Below are 22,238 nucleotides of genomic sequence, written 5' to 3'. Positions count from 1 at the left end.
AATCAATGAGTTCTTCTTCCTAAAGCATCCTCCATCAATATAATTTGTTTAACAACCTCTCTAGAATAAGGGCAGTTTGGATTCGCAACTTGTTGTTTTAGATCGACCAGTCGATTTAATTCTCGTTCTATTAGAATATTTCTTCTTGATGCAACATCGCAAACGCCTCCTTTTCTTCCTTACTAACCTTACCCTTAACGAATGGAGGATCAAACGTCTTATTTTTTTATGAATTGAGCAAGCAATAGTCCTTCTCCAACTTTTTTTGTACCAACCTGTTCATACCCCACTGCTGTATATAAACGAATCGCTGGTAAATTATTCGCACCTGTTGAAACAAAAAGGGGGGTATTGTTACCCGCTAGCTCTTCTACATAAGTTAATAATTCCCTTGCAATACCTTTTCGAAACGAGGATGGATCGACCATTACTCGGCAGATATGAATGCCTGCATGTTTATGTTCAATGGCAATTGCCCCGGAAATAACATCCTGTTTCATATAAACAAAAAACAATTCATTTACCTGTTGTAGTTGTTCTAACGTTTCATATAATGGTGGAATACGATTACATCCAATCAATTCTGCTTCTACTTTGTATGCCCGCTTTTGGAGCTTAAGAATTTCTTCTGCTAACGCTTCATCTTGTATTGATACTTTTAAAATCATCTAGTATCGCCCTTTCGTTTTTTTCTTAATGCACAAAAAAAGATATGGTATGATAATAGAAAAGGAAAAAAATACAAATTGTAGTTCTTCTAAATGTCTTAGCTACTTGAAAACTAGGTGATGCCATGTCTTTTTTACTCTGTCTCTTATTCTCTTACATATGCGGATGTATCAATGGAGCTTACTATATTGGTCTATTCATTTATAAGCGTGATATTAGATCAGCTGGAAGCCATAATGCAGGAGCAAGAAATGCAGGTCGTGTATTTGGTCGCATTGCATTTATCGCTACTGTCATAATCGACACGCTGAAAACTGTGTTTCCCATTTTGCTAACCATCTACTTTTATGGAGATTCATTTTTGATTATGTTTCTAGTAACCGTATCAATAATGATCGGCCATGTGTGGCCAATCCAGCTAAAAGGGCAAGGTGGTAAAGGTGTCGTTGTTTACTTAGCGGCTTTACTCGTATTTAAACCGGTTATCCTTCTTTTTGTTGCAATTGTTGTAGCCTTAGGACCTGTCTTGCACATGCGTTTCACTTATATTGGTCTTACTTCTTTATCCATTGTTCCTATTATACTTAGTTTTTTCTCAAATTTTGAACTAGCCTTTCTTTTTATCACCTTACTTTTTATCGTATTACTTGCCCATAGAAAGGAGCCCTCTTAAATGGATGGTATTTCTCTTACATATAAGATAGCTGATTCACATGATGAATTCGAACAGATCTACCAACTTAACTATAAAACGTTTGTTGATGAAATCCCTCAGCATCAGCAAAACCAAGATAAAAAACTGGTTGATCGATTTGATCATGAGAACTTGTATGTCATTGCTAAAAACGACCTTGAAGTTATTGGTATGATTTGTGTACGCGGTACACGTCCCTTCTCCCTTGACGAAAAGCTGCCCTCACTGGATGACCTGTTAAACCTTGAAGGGAAGCTATGTGAAATACGCTTGCTCTCTATTAAAAAAGCGTACCGACAAGGGCTTGTCTTTTTCCGCTTATGTTCCGAGCTCGTTTCACACTGTTTAAAACAAGGGTTTACGATCGCTGTGATTTCTGGAACAACACGACAATTGCCTTTATACAAACGAATCGGATTCGTCCCATTTGGTCCACTCATAGGCAAAAAAGATGCCGAATTTCAACCAATGTACTTAACAGAGGATAACTTTGTCCGCTCAACCAAAGCTTTTAATAAATTAATGAATCGAGAAACACATCGACGAGAACAGCATTTCCTGCCTGGACCTGTTAACATATCCGCTTCAGTCCAAAAAGCCTGGTCCGAAGCACCGATTTCTCATCGGTCTTCACAGATGAACATGACGATGAAGACGGTAAAAAAGCAACTTCTTCACCTAACTAACGGCCATCAAGTCGAAATAGCTGTTGGCACTGGTACATTAGCAAACGATATTGTTGCCGCTCAACTAGCATGTATGGGGAAGCACGGAGCCATTATTACTAGCGGAGAATTTGGTGATCGATTAATTACACAAGCAGAACGTTGGAATCTTTCTTTTCAATCATTATGCAGCGAGACGTCCCCAACTCTTCAATCAATCGAACAGTTTCTGGTTAAAAATCCAGAAATAGAATGGGTGTGGACCGTCCATTGTGAAACATCGACTGGCTATTTATATCCACTTGATGACCTGAAAGCATTATGTAATCAATATGGTGTTGAATTGTGTCTGGATGCTTGTTCAAGCTTAGGAACAATTCCAGTCGATTTGTCAGGGGTCTATTTAGCAAGCTCTGTAAGTGGAAAAGGTTTGGCTTCTTTCCCCGGCCTGGCTCTTGTTTTCCACCGTGAGTCGGCACTGTCCTCAAAAAAGGTGCCAGCTTATTTGGATCTTGCCTACTACGAGAAAACCAACAGCATTCCATATACGCATTCATCCAATGCGCTTTGTGCGCTTCAGAAGGCATTAGAATACCCAATAACGCCTTCTTTTGAACTGTGGAATCAAGTCTACGATGAACTTCAATCTGCCGGCATGAGCGTTATTCGTTTTGATAGCCATTCACCAGCTATCTTAACGATACGCATGCCAGAAACCATTTCTTCCCGAATTTTTGGCGACTCTTTAAAATCCGCTTCCATTTATCTAAGCTATGAAAGCAGCTACTTACTTTCTCGTAATTGGATTCAGCTTGCATTAATGGGTGAAATGGATGAACGAAACGTCTTAAAATCGGTTCGCTATATGACTAACTATTATAAACAATTGTGCAGAGAGAAGGCCGCTCTTTTATGAATGCAATCAAAACTTTTTTATCAAAACACTTACTCTTTCTTGGTGTTTTCTTGTTAACATTCAAAACAATCGTTGTTAGCTTAGTAGGATTTTCACTCCCATTTCAAACGGTAACTGATTATTTCCTACTACTCCTCGCGCCACTAGGTAGTATCTTACTACTTCTAGGTTGTAGTTTCTTTTTTAGTAGAAATGTTCGTCCCCTTGTTTTTTTAGTTGTTTATGTTCTTTGTACTGCATTATTGATCGGCAACTTACTTTATTACCGTTTCTACATCGATTTTTTAACGGCCTCTGTTTTTATGCAATTTAGTAACGTCGGTGGGCTTGGATCAAGTACAGTAGAATTGTTCTCACCGTATGACTTACTTCTCATAATCGATGTCTTGCTTTTCACATGGTTTCTCGTTGATGCCAAGAAACAGCGCATCTCCATTAAGCGGCCCAAAAGAAAAGTGTACGGAATAACAGCAACCTCTTTATTCGTTGCTTCACTCGGTATTAGCCACCTGCAAAATCCGTACTTACTGCATACGGATTATGCTAGAGACCAACTTGTCTCTTCTATAGGTATATATAATTACCAAGTAGTTAATTTAGTCCATTCAGTACGAGCACCCGCAAAAGAAATGTTTGCCAATCAATCCATCGCCTCCGAAGTCACGGCAGGTATGGAAGAGCCATCTGCACCTGATCGAGAGGTATTTGGTATGGCAGCCGGAAAGAATGTCATTTTAATTAGTTTAGAGTCAACACAGCAATTTGTTATAAATAAAACAATTGACGGAGAAGAGCTGACTCCTTTTCTAAATGAATTTATTAAAGAGAGCTTCTATTTTCCTAATATTTATGACCAAACTGCACAGGGGAAATCATCAGATATGGAATTTATGCTCGACACGGGTTTCTACCCATTATCAAGTGGATCTGCGTTTGTAAGGCGTTACACAAATACGTATAAATCAATTCCAAGCTTACTAGAGAGCAAGAGCTATACATCAGCGGTTTTTCATGCAAACGATGCTACCTTTTGGAACCGAGAACTAATGTATGATGCCCTTGGCTACCATCACTTCTTCTCAAAAGAGTATTACGATATATCTGATGAACTCAGTGTTAATTATGGCTTAAAAGACAAACCGTTTTTTGAGCAATCAATCCCTCTTTTGCAAAAGATAGAACAACCTTTTATGGCTAAGTTTATTACACTAACAAATCATTTTCCGTTTCTATTAGATGAAGAAGATCAACTAATAGAACCTGGAAATACAGGAGTAGGTGTTGTTGACCGTTATTTAACAACCGTTCGCTATCAAGATGCCGCGGTCGAACAGTTTGTTTCTCGACTAAAAGAAGAGGGACTTTATGAAAATACAATGTTTGTCCTTTACGGAGATCATTATGGTATTTCGCGGCAGTACGAAAATGGTGTACACAATCTTCTAAATCAAGAAGAAACCACTTTGTCTCATATTGATTTGCAAAAGATCCCACTGATTATCCATATTCCTGGACAAACGGGGCAAACCATTAAAACAGAAGGTGGTCAAATTGATATTCATTCGACTTTGCTTCATTTACTTGGACTTTCAACAGAGGACAATTTAACATTTAGCCATGATTTGTTTACCCGCTCAGCCGAAGTACCTGTTATTTTCAGAGATGGCCGCTTTGTTTCACATGAGTATGTTTACGCTGACCATTCATGTATTGAGCGTTCCTCCGGCAACATTGTTGATGATGCAAGTTGTGCAGTGGATCAAGAACTAGTCCGAGAACAACTCAACCTCTCTGATGAATTTTTGTTAGGTGATTTACTTCGATTTATTGATTAATACCGGTGGTGCAACTAATAGGCAACATTGAAGCTATCAAATATTTTTTACTTTTTCTTGTTTAAGAGATTACTAGTTTGGCGAGACTTCTAACACAAGCATGTTAGAGGAGGAGCAACTATGAATTCAAATAAACTCTTAATCTCATTTTTATTAACTATGACAATTGCACTTTTTTCCATAGCCGGAAATGCAGTTGCAGAAACAATTGAACAAGGTGAAGTCGATACACAATCATCTTTAAACATTCGTAGCGCGCCAGGAACGTGGTCCGATATTGTCGGTTCTAAATTTCCTGGAGATGTTGTTGAATATATAGACCATGAAGACGGATGGGGCGAATTGACAGACGGAAGTGGTTTTGTGAGCCTCGACTATGTAACAACTCATGAACATACTCCGATTGACGATGGAGCTCCAGGTATTGCTCCAACTGGCAATCGCATTATTCTTGATCCAGGGCATGGAGGAATTGACAGTGGTGCTGTCGGGAACGGCTTGTTCGAAAAGCATGTTGTATTAGAAATTGCGAAGCGGACACAAACCTTATTAGAAGAGAGAGGATTTAAAGTTAAATTAACGCGAGAAGACGACCGCTTTTTAGAATTGGAAGAACGTGTTGCTATTGCAGAAACATGGCAAGCAGATCAATTTGTAAGCTTCCATGCAAATGGTTTTTCTGATCCAAAAGCAAATGGAATTGAGACGTTTTATTATCCTGGCAGTCTAAATGGGAAATCCATGGCAGCCGCTGTGCAAGAACAGTTGATTAATCAAACCGACCGACGCAATCGAGGCGTGTTTGAAGAGACATTTTACGTTCTTCGACATACTTCGATGCCTGCTATTTTAGTTGAGGCTGGTTTTGTAACAAATGAATCAGATGCCGCACGGCTCCATGATGATCAGTATCTCCAAACTGTTGCTGAATCAATTGCAACTGGCATTACTGGCGAGTAAGATCGATCCTATTTATTAAAATGGACCCTCTTGCTATACAATCCCCTAGTCTATTTAGTAAACTGACGAAAAGGGGGAATTGCTAGTGAAATATAATCAAATGCCTCATACTGATTTAAACGTGTCGAATATTGTAATGGGTTTAATGCGTATTAATCAATTATCTATAACTGACATTGAGAAATTAATTCATACGGCACAAGAAGAGGGTATTAATGTTTTTGATCATGCTGACATTTATGGTAAAGGCGAATGTGAGTCACTCTTCGCAGAAGCAATTTCTATGAATCCTTCAATTCGTGAAAAGATGGTTATTCAAAGCAAATGTGGGATTCGAAAAGGTGCGACAGGGTTCTTTGATTTTTCAAAAGAACATATATTGTCGTCCGTTGATGGAATTTTAAAACGTTTGCAAACGGATTATTTAGATATCTTATTACTTCATCGGCCCGATCCACTTATGGAGCCGTCTGAAGTTGCAGAAGCCTTTACTATACTTAAAGATAGTGGTAAAGTCCGTAACTTTGGTGTTTCTAACCATAATCCAATGCAAATTGAATTACTACAACGTGAAATAGACCAAAAACTTGTCGTTAACCAAGTGCAATTCAGTGTCGCTCATACTCCACTCATCGATTCTGGGATCACTTTAAATATGAATACAGATAGCTCGATTAACCGTGATAGCAGTACGCTAGAGTATTGCCGTTTAAACGACATTACCCTTCAAGCTTGGTCTCCGTTCCAAAGTGGCTTTTTTGATGGCCCGTTTGTTGGCAATACGGATAAATTTCCCCAGCTAAATACTGTGCTTACACGCCTTGCAGACAAATACGGCGTTACTCCGACAACAATCGCTACCGCTTGGATTACACGCCATCCTGCAAACATTCAAGTTGTGATTGGTACAACCAATCTTGGTCGTATAAAAGAAGCGAGTGCAGGTTCCAACATTCCATTAACGAGAGAAGAATGGTATGAGTTGTATGCAGCGGCTGGGAATATAATACCATAACTGAATTTCGTAGTTTTTTTGAAAGAAATAACAGACTAGCGGTCTGCTAACACCCACCAGCCATGTCGTCGTCTTTTCTCGACAAAAAAGAACCAGCAGGAGCCGGTTCTTTTTATTTTATCGTTGTTCTAAACGAGCAATACGATCACTTAAATCAGGATGAGTTGACATAAGTTTCATCATTGAGCTATTTCCACTAATCTTCATCGTTTGCACAGCTGTATCATCCGTATGGTCATTCGCTTTCGCTCGATTCACATACTGTTGCAGCGAGCGTAAAGCATGAATCATTTTGTCGTTCCCTGCTAGATCGGCTCCACCTCTATCAGCATGATACTCACGGTGACGCGAGTAAGCACTAATAACAAAACTTCCTAAAATAGAGAATAAAATCTGCAAGATAATCATTGACGCAAACTGAACGATAAATTGGAGTTCTGGACGTACAAAACGCGATAAAACAATTGAAAGAACACGAGAGAAGAATACAACAAATGTATTAACAATCCCTTGCAAAAGCGTCATTGTTACCATGTCTCCATTGGCTACGTGTGCCACTTCGTGAGCAATAACGCCTTCAACCGCATTGTCATCCATTGAATCAAGCAACCCTGATGATACTGCTACAAGCGAACGTTTTTTCGAAGGACCTGTTGCAAATGCGTTTACTTCCGCCGACTGATAAATTCCTACCTCTGGCATATGTGTCAGACCAGCAGCACGAGATAAGCGATGTACTTTTTCAACAATCGCTTTCTCTTCCCGATTAAGCGAGCCATCAGGATCAAGTACGTTAACACGCATCATCTTTTTAGCAATCCAACGTGACATACCAAGTGAAATAAATGAACCTGTAAAACCTACAAGCAAGCTAAACAGCATGACAACGCCAAATTGAATTGAACCATCACTCGCAATAAATGAACCATCCATTCCAGTAAATTGAACAATTAACGTCCACACAATCAAGATGGTTGTCATAACAAGAATGTTTGTTGCTAAAAATAATAATAATCGTTTCCCCATTATACCCCTCCACAAAAATAATCAAGTCACTTAACTAGTGTACCATGCCTTACCTCTTCGATTGAACAACTAATTGCCATTTCACATATACTCTCACATGATCCCTTCTAATATCCAAATTTTGCACATTGAATCCTTTTTACAAATGAGCATATAATACAAACAAACGTTCTGATAAGAGAGGTTCATAATGGAATTAAGCGATGACGATGTTCGACAATTATTTGGCATTTCCTACACGCCAAAAACGGATCAGACAAAGCTGCTTGTTTTAGACTACCTTTATCTAGTCTATGCAAGACAAATATTAGAACGAGATCTTACACGTTTCAACAAAGGGATTACAGACATTAAATATTCAGATGTTTACGCGGATGGTGTGCAGAAATCCCTATTAAAGCTAACCGCTGATATGCGTAAAGCAAAGCAACACTTGCATGATAAAAAAATCCATGTACATCTCGAACGGGAACCCACTTCCATTCCAGATATTCAACACCGGTATTGGCATAACGGACGTACGGGAACAGTTGGCGCCGTTCCTTTTCTTTTTTCACAACGAGTCGCCAAAACCATTCAACTTTATTTATTCCCTAATTAAAGATTACTCTTTAATTTGCACCCCTAACAATTTAGCAAAGCCAATAGCTTGTTCCTTTGAAACAATTAAGCCATCGATTTGTGTTAGCGCTGTATGGAGACGGTTGTATGTGCACGTACTAATATCAAGACCTTTCAGCTCCGTTTGTGCAAACTGAATATCGTCAATTTCACATTCAATTAATTCAATTGACTTCAGGAGACAATCTGAAAAATTTGCGCTAACAAGCGAAGATTTTCTAAAAGCAACTGTTTTTAAACGCGCCTCAACAAAATCACTTAAATTTACTAAACAATTTTCAAACGTGACATTCCCTAAATGAGCCTTTGAGAAGTCGGCTCCAGTTAACTTGCATCCTTTAAAAGAAACACGGTGAATAACCGCCTCATTAAAAGAAACATTTGATAAATCGCAGTTTTCAAACACGACATCTGTTAAATCAGCACGCTCAAGCATTGCGTTTACAAGGATAACGTGCTCAAAACGAGACTTTGAGACAATAAGCTTATCCACCTGTAATCCGGCTTGTTCTTCACTCTTTATTTGTGCATTTAGGATAAACGGTTCCTCTTCAGCCATATAATCTGTAAGTGTCGTTAGTTGTAACTCAACTGGTAGAACCGGTTTCTTAATCTTTGCTGCCACTTGTCCCACTCCTCTTTTTCAACAGCCTTGGTTTAATTAAAACCAAGGCTGTTCTTCATACTACTTTAAAGCAAAAGCGGCACGAAACACCACCAATTGCTTTCCATAGGAAATGAAAAAAGTAGTGCACTCATTATTCTTTTACTGCCCCACTAGCAATTCCAGCAATAAAATAGCGTTGTAAAAACAAAAACATAATAAAAATCGGCAATACAGAAATTGTTGCAGCGAGCATTAGCTGACCGTAATCAAGATTGTCTTGTCCACCAAGAATGGAAAGAACGATTGGCAATGTATACATATCTTCGGTCACAATTGCTACGAGCGGCCATAAAAAGTTATTCCATTGATGTGTAAATAAAAAAATCGACACGGCACCGATCGCTGGGAGCATCATTGGAAGAGAGATTTGGAAAAACATCCGATATTCTCCACAACCGTCAATTCGTGCTGACTCCATGATTGAATTAGGTATCGATTTCATACTTTGCCTCATTAAAAAAATAGCAAATGGGTACGCAAGCTGAGGCAGAATGATCGCACTATACGAATTCAAAATACCAAAGTTAGCAAATAATTCAAATTGGGGAATAATTAATGCTTGATAAGGAATCATCATTGATACTAACAACATCGCAAACAGAGGATCTCTACCTTTAAATTTATATTTTGCAAACGCATAGCCCGCTGCTGCGCTAATTAAACCAGCGACAAGAGTAAACGTAACTGTAATGATTGTCGAGTTCCAAAGTGCTTGGAAAATATCAATATTATCAACGAGATTACGAAAATTCACAAGCAACTGATTACCAGGAATTAAATTAGGTGGGACAGACAATAAGGAACCTGATGAGTTCGTTGCTCCTACAACCATCCAATAAAAGGGACCAAGGGTAATAAAAAGACCAATTGCAATAACAATATACTTTAAAAGTTTTCCAACTAGCTTCATTCTCGATCACCTGCCACTTTGAACTGGATAAAAGACAGTATGGCAATAATGACTACTACCACATACGCTATAGCTGATGCGTATCCAAAATCAAAATATTCAAATCCGTTTTCATACAAATACAGCGTAACAGTCGTTGTTGCATTTATTGGACCCCCGCCAGTCAGATTAAAAGCTTCATCAAACAATTGGAATGTGCCAATCGTTGACATGACAACGGCAAACAAAAGTACCGGTTTTAATTGAGGCAACGTAATGGAGAAGAATTTTTTAAGTGGACCAGCACCATCAATGCTAGCAGCTTCGTATAAGTCTTTAGGGATTACTTGCAAACCAGCCAATATAATGATCATATTGTAACCAGTCCAACGCCAAATCGTCACCATGATTAAAGATACTTTTGCCCAAAATGGATCATTTAGCCAGGGGATTCGTTCAATTCCAAAACTTGTTAGCATATAGTTCATAATTCCGAAATCCTGATTTAAAATTAATAAAAAAATGATCGCAGCTGCGACAAGTGAGGTAACTGTGGGAGTGAAAAAAGCAACTCGAAGCACCCCTTTGAAACGGTGAATCCCACTATGTAACACATTCGCGAGAATAACCGCCATCATTGTCATAATTGGTACTTGAACAATCAGGATAATGAACGTATTAAACAGCGCTTCATAAAACAAACTATCTTGAAATAAGCGAAGGTAATTCTCAAAAGCAGCGAAAACATTTACTCCGGCTTCGTTTGTTGTAAAACTTAAAACAAGTGAATACACAATCGGATACCCGGTAAACAACAGGAATAAAATAATTGCGGGAGCAATGAATACATAAGGAGCCATTCCAACCTGACTCTTTGGACCTTTTCTCCCTTTTTTAAACGGTTTCGTTTTCTCTTGTAACGCTGGATTACTCATTACTCGACCCCCGCCCTGTCGCTGCCTCAAGACGATTGGCAGCTGTTTCTAGTGCATCGTTAACAGGCACATCTTGCAAAATGACTCGACCAATAGCATCATTAAAGTTATTTTGTGCCCGCAAATAATCATCAGTAAAGTTGACAATAGGTAAGTCGATTGCTTCTTCGCCGAATATTCCAAAAATCTCTTGACCACCGAAAAACTCTACACCTTCTTCAAATTCTGGACGGTCAATTGCTTCAATTAGAGCAGGATATGCACCATACGCTAGCGCACCATGAACTTGATTGTCAACATTCACTGAAGCAAACTCACCAAATAAATAAGCTGCTTCTTGGTTGCTAGAAACAGATGTAATGGCTAAATTTGAGCCACCGTCATTTGCAGCAGTTAAACCACCTTCTTCGAAAGTCGGAAGTTTCATTACACGCCATAATCCTTCTTGTTCAGGCATTTGGTCTTCGATAATCCCTTTTTGCCATGAACCGCTGATCACAGACGCAACAGCATCATTTTTAATAGCTGCATTAACCTCTTCTCCAGTTGCTGCATGAAGCAAAATACCTGCATCGTTCATTTTTTTCAACTTTTCCATTGAACGATGTGCTGCTTCTGTACTAGCAGTCACTTCTCCGTCTAAATCAAAATAAAATAATTCATGTTGCTGGAGCATCGCTCGGTAAAATTGTGTATCTCCATTGAGCTGGATACCTGTCATTAGTGTTCCTGTTTCCTCGCGCATTTGTTCTCCGGCTTGAATATAATCATCCCATGTCACAATATCTTCAGGGTTGATACCTGCTTCTTCAAACAAATCTGCACGATAAAAGACTGCCATCGGTCCCGTATCTCTTGGAAAAGCCATGATTCCATCATCGTCATTAATCAAAGGGGCAATTTTCCCTTCAACAAATTTATCACGGTGTTCATCAAAACCCATTTCCGATAGATTAACAAAACTTTCTTGGAAATTATCCATATATAAATCAATCCGCTGGTTCTCTACTTGAACTAGGTCTGGTAATTGACTTTCTACACCAGCTGCCAAACCCGTCGTTAATCGTTGGTACACTTGGTCTCCACTTAACTTCATTACATGAACAGAAATATCAGGGTATAAATCTTCAAATGCAGGCACAATATCAATTAAATAATCCGCTTCTAAATTCCAAGCCCAAACGGTAATGTCTCCTGCTGGACCATTTGTTGTTTGATCATCATTTTCACTACAACTAGCCGTAACGAACAAGCAAGTAGCAATACTTAAAGGAACGATTCGCCGCATAACACCCTCCTAAAATGAATTGTTTTCTTTTGTCAAAAACCTTTCATTGTCAAAGAAATCACTTATATGATAACGTTTTCACATTAGCATAATTTGAACTTACCCGTCAAATTGATCAAAATATAAACAATTATCTCTTTTTTAGTCCTTTAGCTTCTTTATCAACCACTCAGCAAGCGAATAATCATACCCGCTGCAAATCCGCTAATAACAGCGAAGAGAAATGACTTATTTAGTTTTATTGCCACTCCCGTTACTAAACAAGCGAACACCATTGGCCATGAAATAGTGAGTCCACTATCTACTTGAACGGTAACTTGCTTTACTACTAATGCTGTAATAATGCCTAGAGGTACAAACGAAAAATATACTTTTGCTGTATTGCCCATTTCTTTGTTAGCCATTACCTCGACACCGATCACACGAGAGGCATATGTTCCAATTGCTAGAGCTGCTATCAATACCCAATTCAATTTTTATTCCTCCTATTTTGCACGTACACCCCAACGAGCGGTGCTACGATTCCAGCAACTATAATCGACAACTCATTGCCTGGCATGGCATAATCAAACCAACTTACAATTGCACATGCAAAGATAACAGTTGCCCATGCCGGCTTTCCTTTTAAACTAGGAATTAACAAAGCTGTGAAAGTGACGGGAAAAGCCAAATCCAGTCCCCACTCTAAAGGATTAATCCGGTCACCGAAAAGCGCGCCAATAAATGAAGCGAGGATCCACGATACATAAAAAAGAATAAACACACTAGCGAAATAAAGAGGATCTGGTCCATGCGATTTAGCGCGCGTACTAGCAAGAACAAACGGTTCATCAGATACGCCAAAAGCAAGAATCCACCGCGCTTTACCAGCAGACATTAATGTGCTTGAAAGAGCTGCACCATATAGAAGATTACGCACATTCAATAACATCGAAGCAATAATAATTGCTGTTAAGCTGGCACCACTTTGTACCATTCCGACGGCGGCAAGCTGTACAGAACCAGAGAAAACAAATATAGACATGCCTACTGTTTCAAGAAGCGAGAAACCCGCTTGAAGCGACAAGACACCATATGACAAACCGTACGTAGCAATTGCAAAAGCAATTGGGGCTGCAGAAATAATCGCCAATTTTATAGCAGAAAAGTGTGTGTTCATTATAATCCCCCTTACCATTATATTATAATTAACCTTTAGGTATATTATAATATAACATATAAAAAAGGAGTATGTTATGAAAAACGAAATTAATTGGGAAGAAAGCGAAGCTGGAAAGCGTATAGGCGCCAATTTGCGTGAGTTACGAACAAGCAAAGGATTAAGCATGGACGCACTCGCAAAACAAGTCGGCATTAGCAAACTTACATTAATTAAAATTGAAAAGGGAGAGGCAAACCCCACATTATCCGTTATTTGGAAACTATCCAATGGACTAGGTTTACCAATTACTGAGCTACTTTCCGTAGATGCCGAGGTAGACATTGCTCGTACAACTGAATCAGTTAAGATGGCAAGTGCAGACAGTGTATTTATTGCGGAACCTTTGTTTCAATTTCATCGATTAGCTGAATGCTACCGCGGTTATTTACAAGCCAATTCGACGTATACCGCTGAGGCCCATCGTCCTGGAGTAACTGAGTCGGTTACCGTTATGTCCGGCACGCTATCAATTGAAGTCGATGGGGTTGTCTATCACTTAAATGAATATGATTCGATTCGTTTTAAAGGTGACCGTACTCATATTTACAGCAACGAGAGTAACACCACAGCAGTACTCCACTTCGTTATTTCTTATACATTAACTTAAATGAAACAAGGCAAAATCCATTTGGATTTTGCCTTGTTTTAGCGGTGCTCTCGCTTTCTCTATAATTCACTTATGCTAAAACTCTAATAATTACTAACCTTATTTTTACATGTTTGACAAGAGTTACAAGGTAATTGTATATCAGGTATAGTTATTACTTTTATATCGTCTCCTACCTTTTGCACACTTTCTATTTTCAATGGTACTGCTTTACTTATCTTTTCTACCCCTTGTCCAAAGCTGGGGCTATCTTTTCCACCAATAAGCTTAGGAGCGAGATAAACAATAACTTGTTGAAAATGATGCGTATTAAGAAAACTTCCGTTTACCTCTGGGAGGGAAGTATTTTATTTAATGGTAGATATGATTATATTAACCTCTTTCAGCTATATAAAACTTTTCAATCTTACATCTGTTTTAGTTTAAATTAAAAATGATTACGAAAAGAAATTGGAATGATTCCAAGCTCCAATTAACGAATATTTTATCATACCACATAATTGATCACTATCTTTTAAACAATTTAAAGGCACTCTTTCGTTAATATCTTTAACTTCAGTTTATATTTTCTTCCCATTTATTACTCCAGCTTCTTTTGCAGAAGTGAATGCAATGATTGATAAAGGACCTATTATTAATCCTATTAGACCAAAGAATTGAGCTCCTAGATACATAGAAATTAAAGTTAATAGTGGCGATAAACCGATTTGTTTTCCCATGACTTTGGGTTCTACTGTTCTTCTTATAATAAGAAGAACACCCGCAAGAATCAAAAGCTTTATTCCTGTATCTGTGTCCCCAACCAGCATAAGATAAATAGCCCAAGGAGATAAAATAACGATTGAGCCAATGAACGGTATAAAGTCTATTATCCATATGACGAGAGCCATAGTCAGAGCAACATCTGGTGTGATAATAAATAATCCAATTAATGATATTAAAAATATTGGAACACTAACAATAAATTGTGCTTTCAGAAAACCAAAAATTGCATTTGAAAATCGTTTGATCATAATTTGCAATCGATTGCTTGTCTCTTCTGTAAATTTATTATAAAACGAATGCCGAAGTTTAGGCATTTCAATCATAAACAAGAATAAAGCAATAATAAATACAATAAAAGAAACGAAGTAACCAGGTATCTTAGCTACCCCCGCTGTTATTGTCGAGATAATATCAACCTGATTAGCATTAGATCTCAATTCATTTAAAAAGACAATAATTTGTTCATTTATCGTTGAAATTATAGCGTCAGGTAAATCAGAGAATGCCGATTCGATATTTTGTATGAAAGAGTCCCATCCTTCAGTTATATCCATAATATAAATCGGTGAATTTTCAATGAATTGAACACCTTGATATATCAATTGAGTAACTATTAAATAAGAAATTAAAATTATTAATAATATAAACATTATAAATACAATAGTGACTGCTAATTCTCTTTTTATATTTAGAGTTTTTTTAAACCATCTCACTATAGGCGCTAATAATAATGCGACAAGAAAAGCTACTAATAGCGGATAAGAAACAGGCAAAATTAAATAGGCTGCAATCACTAAAGCTATAGTAATAACTATTATTTTAAGGATTTTTTTATTAATCAAAGAAGACAACAGACTACCTCTTTTCATTTTTCTGCGTTCACATTCGGTAATTAAATTCCCTAAGTATAGAGCATTATATCACGTAAGTTAAAAATAAATACAAAAATAAAAAATTATTTCGTTTAGAAATGTAGGAATTAATTCCGGACTACGCATTAGTGATTAAAGAATTGGGACTCATACATTACGAAAAACATTTGGTTATCATGCGTATCAATCGGGAGTGGACCTCTCAATTCTTCAAAAATTGTTCAATCATTCAGCACCAAGCGTTACGTTAGCCTATATAGGTATGACGCAAGATGATCTTGATAGTGTGTATTTAAATTTATGAGAGATGTAGGGGAATAATTTTTATAGGGTGATGATTGTCGATATCCGCACACAGGGGTTGATGAAGAATTTTGTTCCTTGTTAGTGGCGTTTTTGTTTGCTTTAGTTGTTGCTAAATGTATGCTAGTACTAATTATAGGGTTGAAATTTGATTTCTCAATATAGAAATTAATGATCTGAAAGAGTCTTTTCTCTATGGGATTTTAATCGGGTGGCAGCTGTAATGACCAGTTGTTTTAAGACTCTACACATTATCACTTCTTCTATCGATATTTTTTGGGTTCTCTATTTACTTCAAAGAAAGGCAAGTAAAGTGACATTAGGAATGGTCAGACTTGGTCTAAAATAAGACATACTCTTACCGTGGGACCCGTGGTAAGAGTACAAGAACCGGAGATAAGAAATATTAGCAGTCACTCCAAAGGCACTGACAAAGACTTTGAGCTACCCTCTCTCTCCTTCTGCTTTTATATATATTAATATAGTTTATTCAGAGTCTGTATAAAGAAGCGGCGAAAGCTGACGCTATTTTTAATAAAAGACGGCTACGCCGCTTTTCTTACTGAATGTCTCGTTTATTAAACCCTGCCACACCAATGGTCATAAGTACAGCAGCAGTTATGGTTAATAGCGCTAATGGTAGAACTGTGAGGTCCTCTACAGGGAATTGCGGAACATGACCGAATGGGGATAATTGCCCGATCCACTCATCAAATTGGAAGATGCCGCCCAGATAAAGAACAATAAATGAGTAGAAGACATAAGCCCATACGAGTGACGTTAACTTTGGTAACACTCCAATGAATGCGACGGATAGTCCAATCATCACTAACATCGCAGGGTAATAAGACAGCAGAGCACCATAAGCGACTCCGAAACTAAGTGGCTCATCCATGACGGCAGCCGCTGCAGACCAAAAACCAAGAGCGGCAAGAGAGAGCATGATAAACCCATTAACGATGGAGACCGCTATAAATCCCCCAATAAGTTGTGTTCTGGAAACGGCTCTGCCTAATAATTGATCGAGCCGTTCTTTTTTTTCCTCGCCACGTAATTTATTGACTGCCATCAACGAGGGAATGGTCGCAATGAGAGAAATAACGATCATTAACATAGGCAGAAACGATTCTGTTAGCGTGAGCCCTTCCCCTTGTACAAGCATTTGCTCCATTAAATCGTTCCCCGTAAAAAAGGATTCTAAGTCACCTAAGACAGATCCGTATGAAGCGCCGAGGATAAACAGCCCTGCAGCCCAGGCGATGATCCCCGTCCTTTGCAATCTTAATGTGAGACCAAGCGGGCTTTGCAAAAAGCGTGACGCATATTTTTTCCCTGGCTTTGAGGGAAGAAAGCCACTTTCCAGATCACGAATCGCATTTAAATAATTTGCGATGAGGAATAATAAGATCGAAGCAATGACAAGAAGTACAATCGGCCCCCAATTATTGGCGGAATAGACGTCTGCTTTGGACACCCATCCTAATGGTGATGCCCAGGAGAGGGCTTCATGGCTGACATCTCCAATAGCTCGTACTAAATAGAAAAAAAGTAAGGCAGCTACGGAAAGACCTAACGTACCTCTAGCGCTTTCTGCCAGCTGAGCAAAAATAGCAGTGACACCTGCGAAAAATAAACTCGTACCACCTAAAGCAGCACCGTAGAGAAGGGAACCTTGTAAGTCCATAGTGTCAATGCCAAGAGCATACAGCCCTGCCCCGTTAATTAGCGCTAGCGCAATACTCGTACCTGCCAAGACGACTAGCGTAGCATTGAGATAAGAGAGCCTGCCCACTGGTAAGGATCTGAGCAATTCAATACGTCCATCTTCCTCGTCCCCTCTCGTATGGCGAGTCACAAGCAAGATGCTCATTAACCCCGCTACGACGGCAGTAAGGAGGAGCATTTGATGAGCTGTCATCGCTCCAATAGTGTAATTCTCTAAATCGCCTGTGCCAACCATCGCGGTCATCGCAGGATTGGCCATTGTTTCGGCCATCACGTCTCTTTCCTGTTGCGAGCTATAAAGCCCTTCAAATGCAGGTGGGACAATTAAGGTGAAAAAAGTCAATCCAACGAGCCATAATAACACCCGAACCCGATCCAGTCGAATAATAAATCGCGAAAGCTGACCAGTTTTGGCAAGCGTTTGATCGGCCATTACAGGTCACCTCCCGCCTCTGTAGAAGAAGTCTTTTCTGTGTCCTCATAATGACGCAGAAATAAGTCCTCTAACGCAAGAGGGGCACATTCGAGTTTTTGAATGCCAAATTGGCTAGTGTGCCGGATCACTCGGTCCATTTCATCAGTATCGACCTGGAAGGAAAGCTCCGTGCCTTTTTCAAGAATGTCATGGACGCCTTTTAGCTCTGATAGATCGGTGACTAACTCTTTTGTTTCTAGAAGGACGTGTGTCCGCGTTAAATGACGAAGCTCTTTTAAAGAACCTGTTTCTATGATTTTTCCTTGGCGAATAATTCCAACTCTATCACAGAGCTTTTCAACCTCGGATAAAATGTGGCTGGAAAGAAGGACACTCTTACCCTGTTGTTTGACCTCCAATACACATTCTTGAAAAACCTGCTCCATTAAAGGATCTAAGCCTGAGGTTGGTTCGTCTAATATATAAAGATCCGCTTCCGAAGAGAAAGCGGCGATCAGTGCGACTTTTTGTCGGTTTCCTTTGGAATAGGTGCGGCATTTTTTCGTTGGATCGAGATTGAATTTCTCAATTAAAGCTTCCCGCTTACTCTCGTGATTGGTGCCTCTTAATTTTACAAACAGGTCAATAACCTCGCCACCAGTCAGGTTTGGCCACAAATTAACATCCCCTGGGACGTAAGCAATACGTTTATGAATGTCCACAGCATCCTGCCATGCGTCCTTACCGAATAATGTGACGTTACCTTTTGTCGCTTTTAAAATTCCTAGTAACACGCGGATGGTGGTTGATTTTCCAGCCCCATTCGGACCGATGAAGCCAAATATTTCACCTTCATTTACTTCGAAATTCACGCCATCTAACGCTGTGAATTTACCAAATTTTTTTGTGAGGTTATTAATTGTTAACAGACTCATGATACCGCCCCCTATGAAAGAAGATTTGAAATGTACACTCTTTCATATTTCATAATATATATAAATACCGTTTTTTGCAATAGGTTTTGAACCGAAATAATTGTTAAATTTCATAACTTTGATTAAACTGTAAGAAGGAGGTGAAAGTAGCATGGATGGATTTCAGCGCCGCAAGGAAATGAAAAAAGGAAAAATTATTCAGACCTCATTGAATTTATTTATGGCAAAAGGTGTTCAGAATGTCTCTATCGCTGAAATCGCCCGCAAAGCCAAGGTTTCTCAGGTGACGATTTATAATTATTTTGATAGTAAGGAAAACCTTGTTCACGAGGTGATCATATTTTTTTTCAACGAATCCTTTCAAAAGGCAGAGAAAGTATTTTTAAGCGACATGCCTTTTCCTGATAAAATTAGACAGCTGATATTTAATAAAACTGCTGTCAGTGAGAACATACACGAAGATTTTTACCTGTACTTTATGAAAGAATATGCAAATAATACGTCGTTTATCGATGATTATTATCAGCGACATGCAATTCCAATGTTAATTGAGCTTTTTAATGAAGGCAGAGAAAATGGTTATGTAGATCCACAAGTGTCTAACGAAGCGATTTTGTTTTATTTCCATATGATGAAGGAATATATGCAGAAAGAAGATGTCAATGCTAAAATCCTTCCGCTGACTGAGGAAATCATGAATATATTATTTTATGGGATATCATCAAAGCAAGATCGCTAATAAGATCCTCCCTTTATAGGAAAAAATTTCCCAAAACCAGAAGATGGGTAAGGAAAATATAAGGGCGTAATAAGACTAATCAACGTCAGCCCTACATCATCTTGTCAGAAGGGAGGATTTACTAATGGCTTTTCTTAATCATTTTGTTTTAGCAACGGCAGCATTCTTTCAAAATATATTTGCTTGGGTTGTTCCATTGATTGCTCTTTTAATTATTGGTTTTATCCTCTATTCACTTCTCCCAAATATATGGCAATGGCTGGCCAACAATAAAAAGCCAGTAGAAAAAGAGCAGGGTAAAATCGTTAGCAAGTACGTGAACGCAAAAGGGCGTTCGACTGAAGGGCAAAAGAAGAAAATCGGATCATCCTCACGTATTCAAACGACCTATCATGTGACGGTAGAACTTGAGAATACTGAGCAAGCTGAGTTTAAAATACCTATGAATGCTTCTAATAATATCAATTTATCTTACAGGGGAAACAGCTCATCACATATATGGGAGGCAGTAACTTGAAAAAACGATCTTTATACTTGATTATATTTTAAATGAATCGCTGTGGAGGCGTGCACAACGAGGACTTAATAAAGGAGAAGCCATGAATGCCTTTTTGTTTATGACCACTATCATGCTTTATGCGAGTGTGTCTGACCGCACATTTCACAATACTCTGCTTTGAGATCAAGCCCCAAAACTTTTCTTCATGTGCTCCACGTTTCTCTGCTTCGCCATCTTTTGGGTCAGAACACTTTACTATACTCTCGTTTTTCTAGCATTGGTCACTCATCACAGTAAATCACCAACAAAAGCAAATTTTGTATACCTTTTGTTAAACATTTCTCTCTTGTTTAATTGCTTTTACAATAAGAAAGCTTGGTTGTGCCATTAAACGAGCATAACCTGCTGCATCCTCTTCTTTAAACAGAGAAGTAGGCTTTGGCTCGATCACCTTTTCTATTTGAAAATGAGCAAGTGTTGTATTTAAGATGTCTTGTAAAGAACGACGATAAAATGGCATATCAAACCACTTATCCGCTTTTTTCCATCGATCAATAACAAGTTCTTTTTCAAAGTAACGATTAGACGACGAGCGAGCGATGTCATTCATTGGATGATGTACAGAAAACAACAATTTCCCACCAGGTTCCAGAACACGCTCAAATTCGGCAAACAGCGGGTTCCACTCTTTTATGTAATGCAGCGTCAGAGATGAAAGAATTAATTCAAACGAATTATCCTTATAAAGTAAACCCTCGGATAGATCAGAACACCGCACATCCGCAAGATTGCCTACTAATTTCTTTGTACGTGTTACCATCTCTGGTGATTGGTCAATTGCGCTAACATGAGCATTAAGTTTTAACAATTCATTTGTGTACCACCCCGCAGCACATCCAGCGTCCAACACCCTTTTCTCTCGCGCTTCTACGAGTAACTCCTGCATCATCGCCGGGCGTTCATATTGCCCATTATACAAATTGACAGACTCACTAGCATAAGCATCAGCAAATTCATCATACACAGTCTTTAGCTTCGATTTATATCCACCGCCTGCTAACACAATTGCTTTAATCGCTTTAACAACGAGTTCTGGCTCATCCTTCTGGATATAGTGAGCACTATCTTTGGCAACAATAAAAGTAGAGTTGTCCGATATTTCCCCTGTTTCTTTTTGCAGTTCATGCCATAGTTGTTGCGCTTTTTGATCGTAATAAGCTTTCTTTCCAGCCGATAAAACAGCGATTGGTAATCTCAGCTTTCTTCGTGATGCTTTCACTTGCTGCATACTTATTCCAAGCTCTTCATAGTTGCATTCTGCCGTAAATTGTTTCCGATACGCTTGTTGAAATGAACTTGACATCGATGTTAGAAAACGTTCACGGTAGTCTTCCATTGTCCCATCGATTAACACAAGTCCTGCCGTATTTTCTTCGTACAAGGACGCATACAACCTCACCGTTAATGCCCCCATCGAATGGCCAACGAAAACATAAGGCGGTTCAACCGGCAAATGCTTTAAGGTATGATGCAGTTCTGAAGCCATTTCTGCGCTTGTTCTAGGTCTCTCTGTTTTGCTACTCTTCCCTATACCGGCTCGATCATAAACAACAACTTGTGTAAACGATGCTAGTGGCTCGATTATTGCTTTCTCCCATGAATCGGCGCCATCATTTAAGCCCGCCTCAAAAACAATTGTTGGTATGCCCGGAAATTCGACGCCATGTATGCGTGCAAATTGTGTAACTGTTGAAGAAGACTTAACAAAAAAATCTTGATAGGATGTCGATGTCATAATTCCCCCCCCGTTGTTTAACTGTTTTCTTACGCTAATTTGTTTCATGTAATGCTCAAGGAATTATTTCTCTTCGTTCGTAAAAACTATCAAACGAAGAAAATTAACGCTCATTTCATTACAAATCGTATAAAGACCAGGCGGAATTAATTATCTCCTTACTATCCCCAAATTACCTCTTAGGAGTATCTTGTATATAGCA

Annotated in this window: 21 protein-coding genes and 3 pseudogenes; 11 read left to right on the top strand and 13 right to left on the bottom strand. The window is 38.7% G+C overall.

The genetic code is table 11. The features are described from left to right. Positions 1–218: 218 nt before the first annotated feature. Positions 219–668, bottom strand: coding sequence for a GNAT family N-acetyltransferase (locus tag BK584_RS19515; RefSeq protein WP_078394128.1), 450 nt, complete (start codon positions 666–668; stop codon positions 219–221). A gap of 125 nt (positions 669–793) precedes the next feature. On the opposite strand from BK584_RS19515, the gene BK584_RS19510 reads away from it, so the two are divergent. The 5 genes from BK584_RS19510 to BK584_RS19490 all read left to right on the top strand — a co-directional run bounded on the left by BK584_RS19510 (position 794) and on the right by BK584_RS19490 (position 6,754). Next, on the top strand, positions 794–1,342 hold the full coding sequence (locus tag BK584_RS19510; protein WP_078394127.1) for a glycerol-3-phosphate acyltransferase: 549 nt from the start codon (positions 794–796) through the stop codon (positions 1,340–1,342). Continuing rightward, entirely contained in the window at positions 1,343–2,944 is a 1,602-nt protein-coding gene (locus tag BK584_RS19505; RefSeq protein ID WP_078394126.1) for an aminotransferase class V-fold PLP-dependent enzyme, read from the top strand. Then, positions 2,941–4,779, top strand: coding sequence for an LTA synthase family protein (locus BK584_RS19500; RefSeq protein ID WP_078394125.1), 1,839 nt, complete (start codon positions 2,941–2,943; stop codon positions 4,777–4,779). The genes BK584_RS19505 and BK584_RS19500 overlap by 4 nt, the downstream gene beginning before the upstream one ends. Positions 4,780–4,899: 120 nt before the next feature. After that, complete coding sequence (locus tag BK584_RS19495; protein ID WP_078394124.1) at positions 4,900–5,739, top strand: N-acetylmuramoyl-L-alanine amidase family protein; 840 nt, start codon at positions 4,900–4,902, stop codon at positions 5,737–5,739. A gap of 85 nt (positions 5,740–5,824) precedes the next feature. Further along, a complete protein-coding gene (locus BK584_RS19490) occupies positions 5,825–6,754 on the top strand; it encodes an aldo/keto reductase (protein WP_078394123.1) in 930 nt (309 codons plus the stop codon). A 117-nt stretch (positions 6,755–6,871) separates the two neighbouring features. On the opposite strand, the gene htpX is transcribed toward BK584_RS19490, so the two are convergent. Then, the gene (gene htpX, locus BK584_RS19485; protein WP_078394122.1) at positions 6,872–7,780 is read right to left on the bottom strand and encodes a protease HtpX; all 909 of its coding nucleotides are present in this window, start codon (positions 7,778–7,780) and stop codon (positions 6,872–6,874) included. A gap of 190 nt (positions 7,781–7,970) precedes the next feature. Here htpX and BK584_RS19480 point away from each other — a divergent pair, with 190 nt between their 5' ends. Further along, positions 7,971–8,381 carry a YhjD family protein gene (locus BK584_RS19480; RefSeq protein ID WP_078394121.1) on the top strand — a complete coding sequence of 137 codons (411 nt, stop codon included), beginning with the start codon at positions 7,971–7,973 and terminating at the stop codon, positions 8,379–8,381. Between the two features lie 3 nt (positions 8,382–8,384). Here BK584_RS19480 and BK584_RS19475 read toward each other — a convergent pair whose 3' ends face one another. The 6 genes from BK584_RS19475 to BK584_RS19450 all read right to left on the bottom strand — a co-directional run bounded on the left by BK584_RS19475 (position 8,385) and on the right by BK584_RS19450 (position 13,339). Continuing rightward, positions 8,385–9,026 (bottom strand): pentapeptide repeat-containing protein, encoded by a 642-nt coding sequence (locus BK584_RS19475; protein ID WP_078394120.1) that lies wholly within the window; start codon positions 9,024–9,026, stop codon positions 8,385–8,387. 133 nt (positions 9,027–9,159) lie between these two features. Beyond that, a complete protein-coding gene (locus BK584_RS19470; protein ID WP_078394119.1) occupies positions 9,160–9,978 on the bottom strand; it encodes a carbohydrate ABC transporter permease in 819 nt (272 codons plus the stop codon). Next, a complete protein-coding gene (locus BK584_RS19465) occupies positions 9,975–10,892 on the bottom strand; it encodes a carbohydrate ABC transporter permease (RefSeq protein WP_078394118.1) in 918 nt (305 codons plus the stop codon). Before BK584_RS19465 ends, BK584_RS19470 begins: the two co-directional genes overlap by 4 nt. Then, a complete protein-coding gene (locus BK584_RS19460) occupies positions 10,885–12,180 on the bottom strand; it encodes an ABC transporter substrate-binding protein (protein ID WP_078394117.1) in 1,296 nt (431 codons plus the stop codon). Before BK584_RS19460 ends, BK584_RS19465 begins: the two co-directional genes overlap by 8 nt. A gap of 161 nt (positions 12,181–12,341) precedes the next feature. After that, a complete protein-coding gene (locus BK584_RS19455; RefSeq protein ID WP_078394116.1) occupies positions 12,342–12,653 on the bottom strand; it encodes an AzlD domain-containing protein in 312 nt (103 codons plus the stop codon). Continuing rightward, the gene (locus BK584_RS19450) at positions 12,650–13,339 is read right to left on the bottom strand and encodes an AzlC family ABC transporter permease (protein ID WP_078394115.1); all 690 of its coding nucleotides are present in this window, start codon (positions 13,337–13,339) and stop codon (positions 12,650–12,652) included. Before BK584_RS19450 ends, BK584_RS19455 begins: the two co-directional genes overlap by 4 nt. Positions 13,340–13,415: 76 nt before the next feature. On the opposite strand from BK584_RS19450, the gene BK584_RS19445 reads away from it, so the two are divergent. Further along, on the top strand, positions 13,416–13,988 hold the full coding sequence (locus BK584_RS19445) for a helix-turn-helix domain-containing protein (RefSeq protein WP_078394114.1): 573 nt from the start codon (positions 13,416–13,418) through the stop codon (positions 13,986–13,988). An 83-nt stretch (positions 13,989–14,071) separates the two neighbouring features. On the opposite strand, the pseudogene BK584_RS25645 reads toward BK584_RS19445, so the two are convergent. Then, positions 14,072–14,308 (bottom strand): annotated as a pseudogene (locus tag BK584_RS25645) (hypothetical protein); the annotation flags it as partial. 240 nt (positions 14,309–14,548) lie between these two features. Then, positions 14,549–15,604, bottom strand: a complete 1,056-nt coding sequence (gene ytvI, locus BK584_RS19440; RefSeq protein WP_078394113.1) for a sporulation integral membrane protein YtvI — start codon at positions 15,602–15,604, stop codon at positions 14,549–14,551. A gap of 160 nt (positions 15,605–15,764) precedes the next feature. Between ytvI and BK584_RS19435 the strand changes: the two are divergent. Beyond that, positions 15,765–15,929, top strand: a pseudogene (locus BK584_RS19435) (tyrosine-type recombinase/integrase); the annotation flags it as partial. Positions 15,930–16,487: 558 nt separating this feature from the next. Here the strand turns inward: BK584_RS19435 and BK584_RS19430 are convergent. After that, a complete protein-coding gene (locus BK584_RS19430; RefSeq protein WP_078394112.1) occupies positions 16,488–18,086 on the bottom strand; it encodes an ABC transporter permease in 1,599 nt (532 codons plus the stop codon). Further along, a complete protein-coding gene (locus BK584_RS19425) occupies positions 18,086–19,003 on the bottom strand; it encodes an ABC transporter ATP-binding protein (RefSeq protein ID WP_078394111.1) in 918 nt (305 codons plus the stop codon). The genes BK584_RS19430 and BK584_RS19425 overlap by 1 nt, the downstream gene beginning before the upstream one ends. Positions 19,004–19,154: 151 nt before the next feature. On the opposite strand from BK584_RS19425, the gene BK584_RS19420 reads away from it, so the two are divergent. The 3 genes and pseudogenes from BK584_RS19420 to BK584_RS24255 form a co-directional block, all read left to right on the top strand. Next, positions 19,155–19,742 carry a TetR/AcrR family transcriptional regulator gene (locus BK584_RS19420; RefSeq protein ID WP_078394110.1) on the top strand — a complete coding sequence of 196 codons (588 nt, stop codon included), beginning with the start codon at positions 19,155–19,157 and terminating at the stop codon, positions 19,740–19,742. 124 nt (positions 19,743–19,866) lie between these two features. After that, positions 19,867–20,259 carry a DUF2500 domain-containing protein gene (locus BK584_RS19415; RefSeq protein WP_078394109.1) on the top strand — a complete coding sequence of 131 codons (393 nt, stop codon included), beginning with the start codon at positions 19,867–19,869 and terminating at the stop codon, positions 20,257–20,259. Continuing rightward, positions 20,255–20,350 (top strand): annotated as a pseudogene (locus tag BK584_RS24255) (Tn3 family transposase); the annotation flags it as partial. The gene BK584_RS19415 and the pseudogene BK584_RS24255, both read left to right, overlap by 5 nt. A gap of 222 nt (positions 20,351–20,572) precedes the next feature. Here the strand turns inward: BK584_RS24255 and BK584_RS19405 are convergent. Next, entirely contained in the window at positions 20,573–22,036 is a 1,464-nt protein-coding gene (locus BK584_RS19405; protein ID WP_169871400.1) for an alpha/beta fold hydrolase, read from the bottom strand. Positions 22,037–22,238 lie beyond the last annotated feature (202 nt).

This window comes from Shouchella patagoniensis (assembly GCF_002019705.1).
GTDB classification, from domain to species: domain Bacteria; phylum Bacillota; class Bacilli; order Bacillales; family Bacillaceae_D; genus Shouchella; species Shouchella patagoniensis.
Note: the sequence above shows the minus strand (reverse complement) of the source record. Positions and strands in the feature narration are given on the sequence as shown.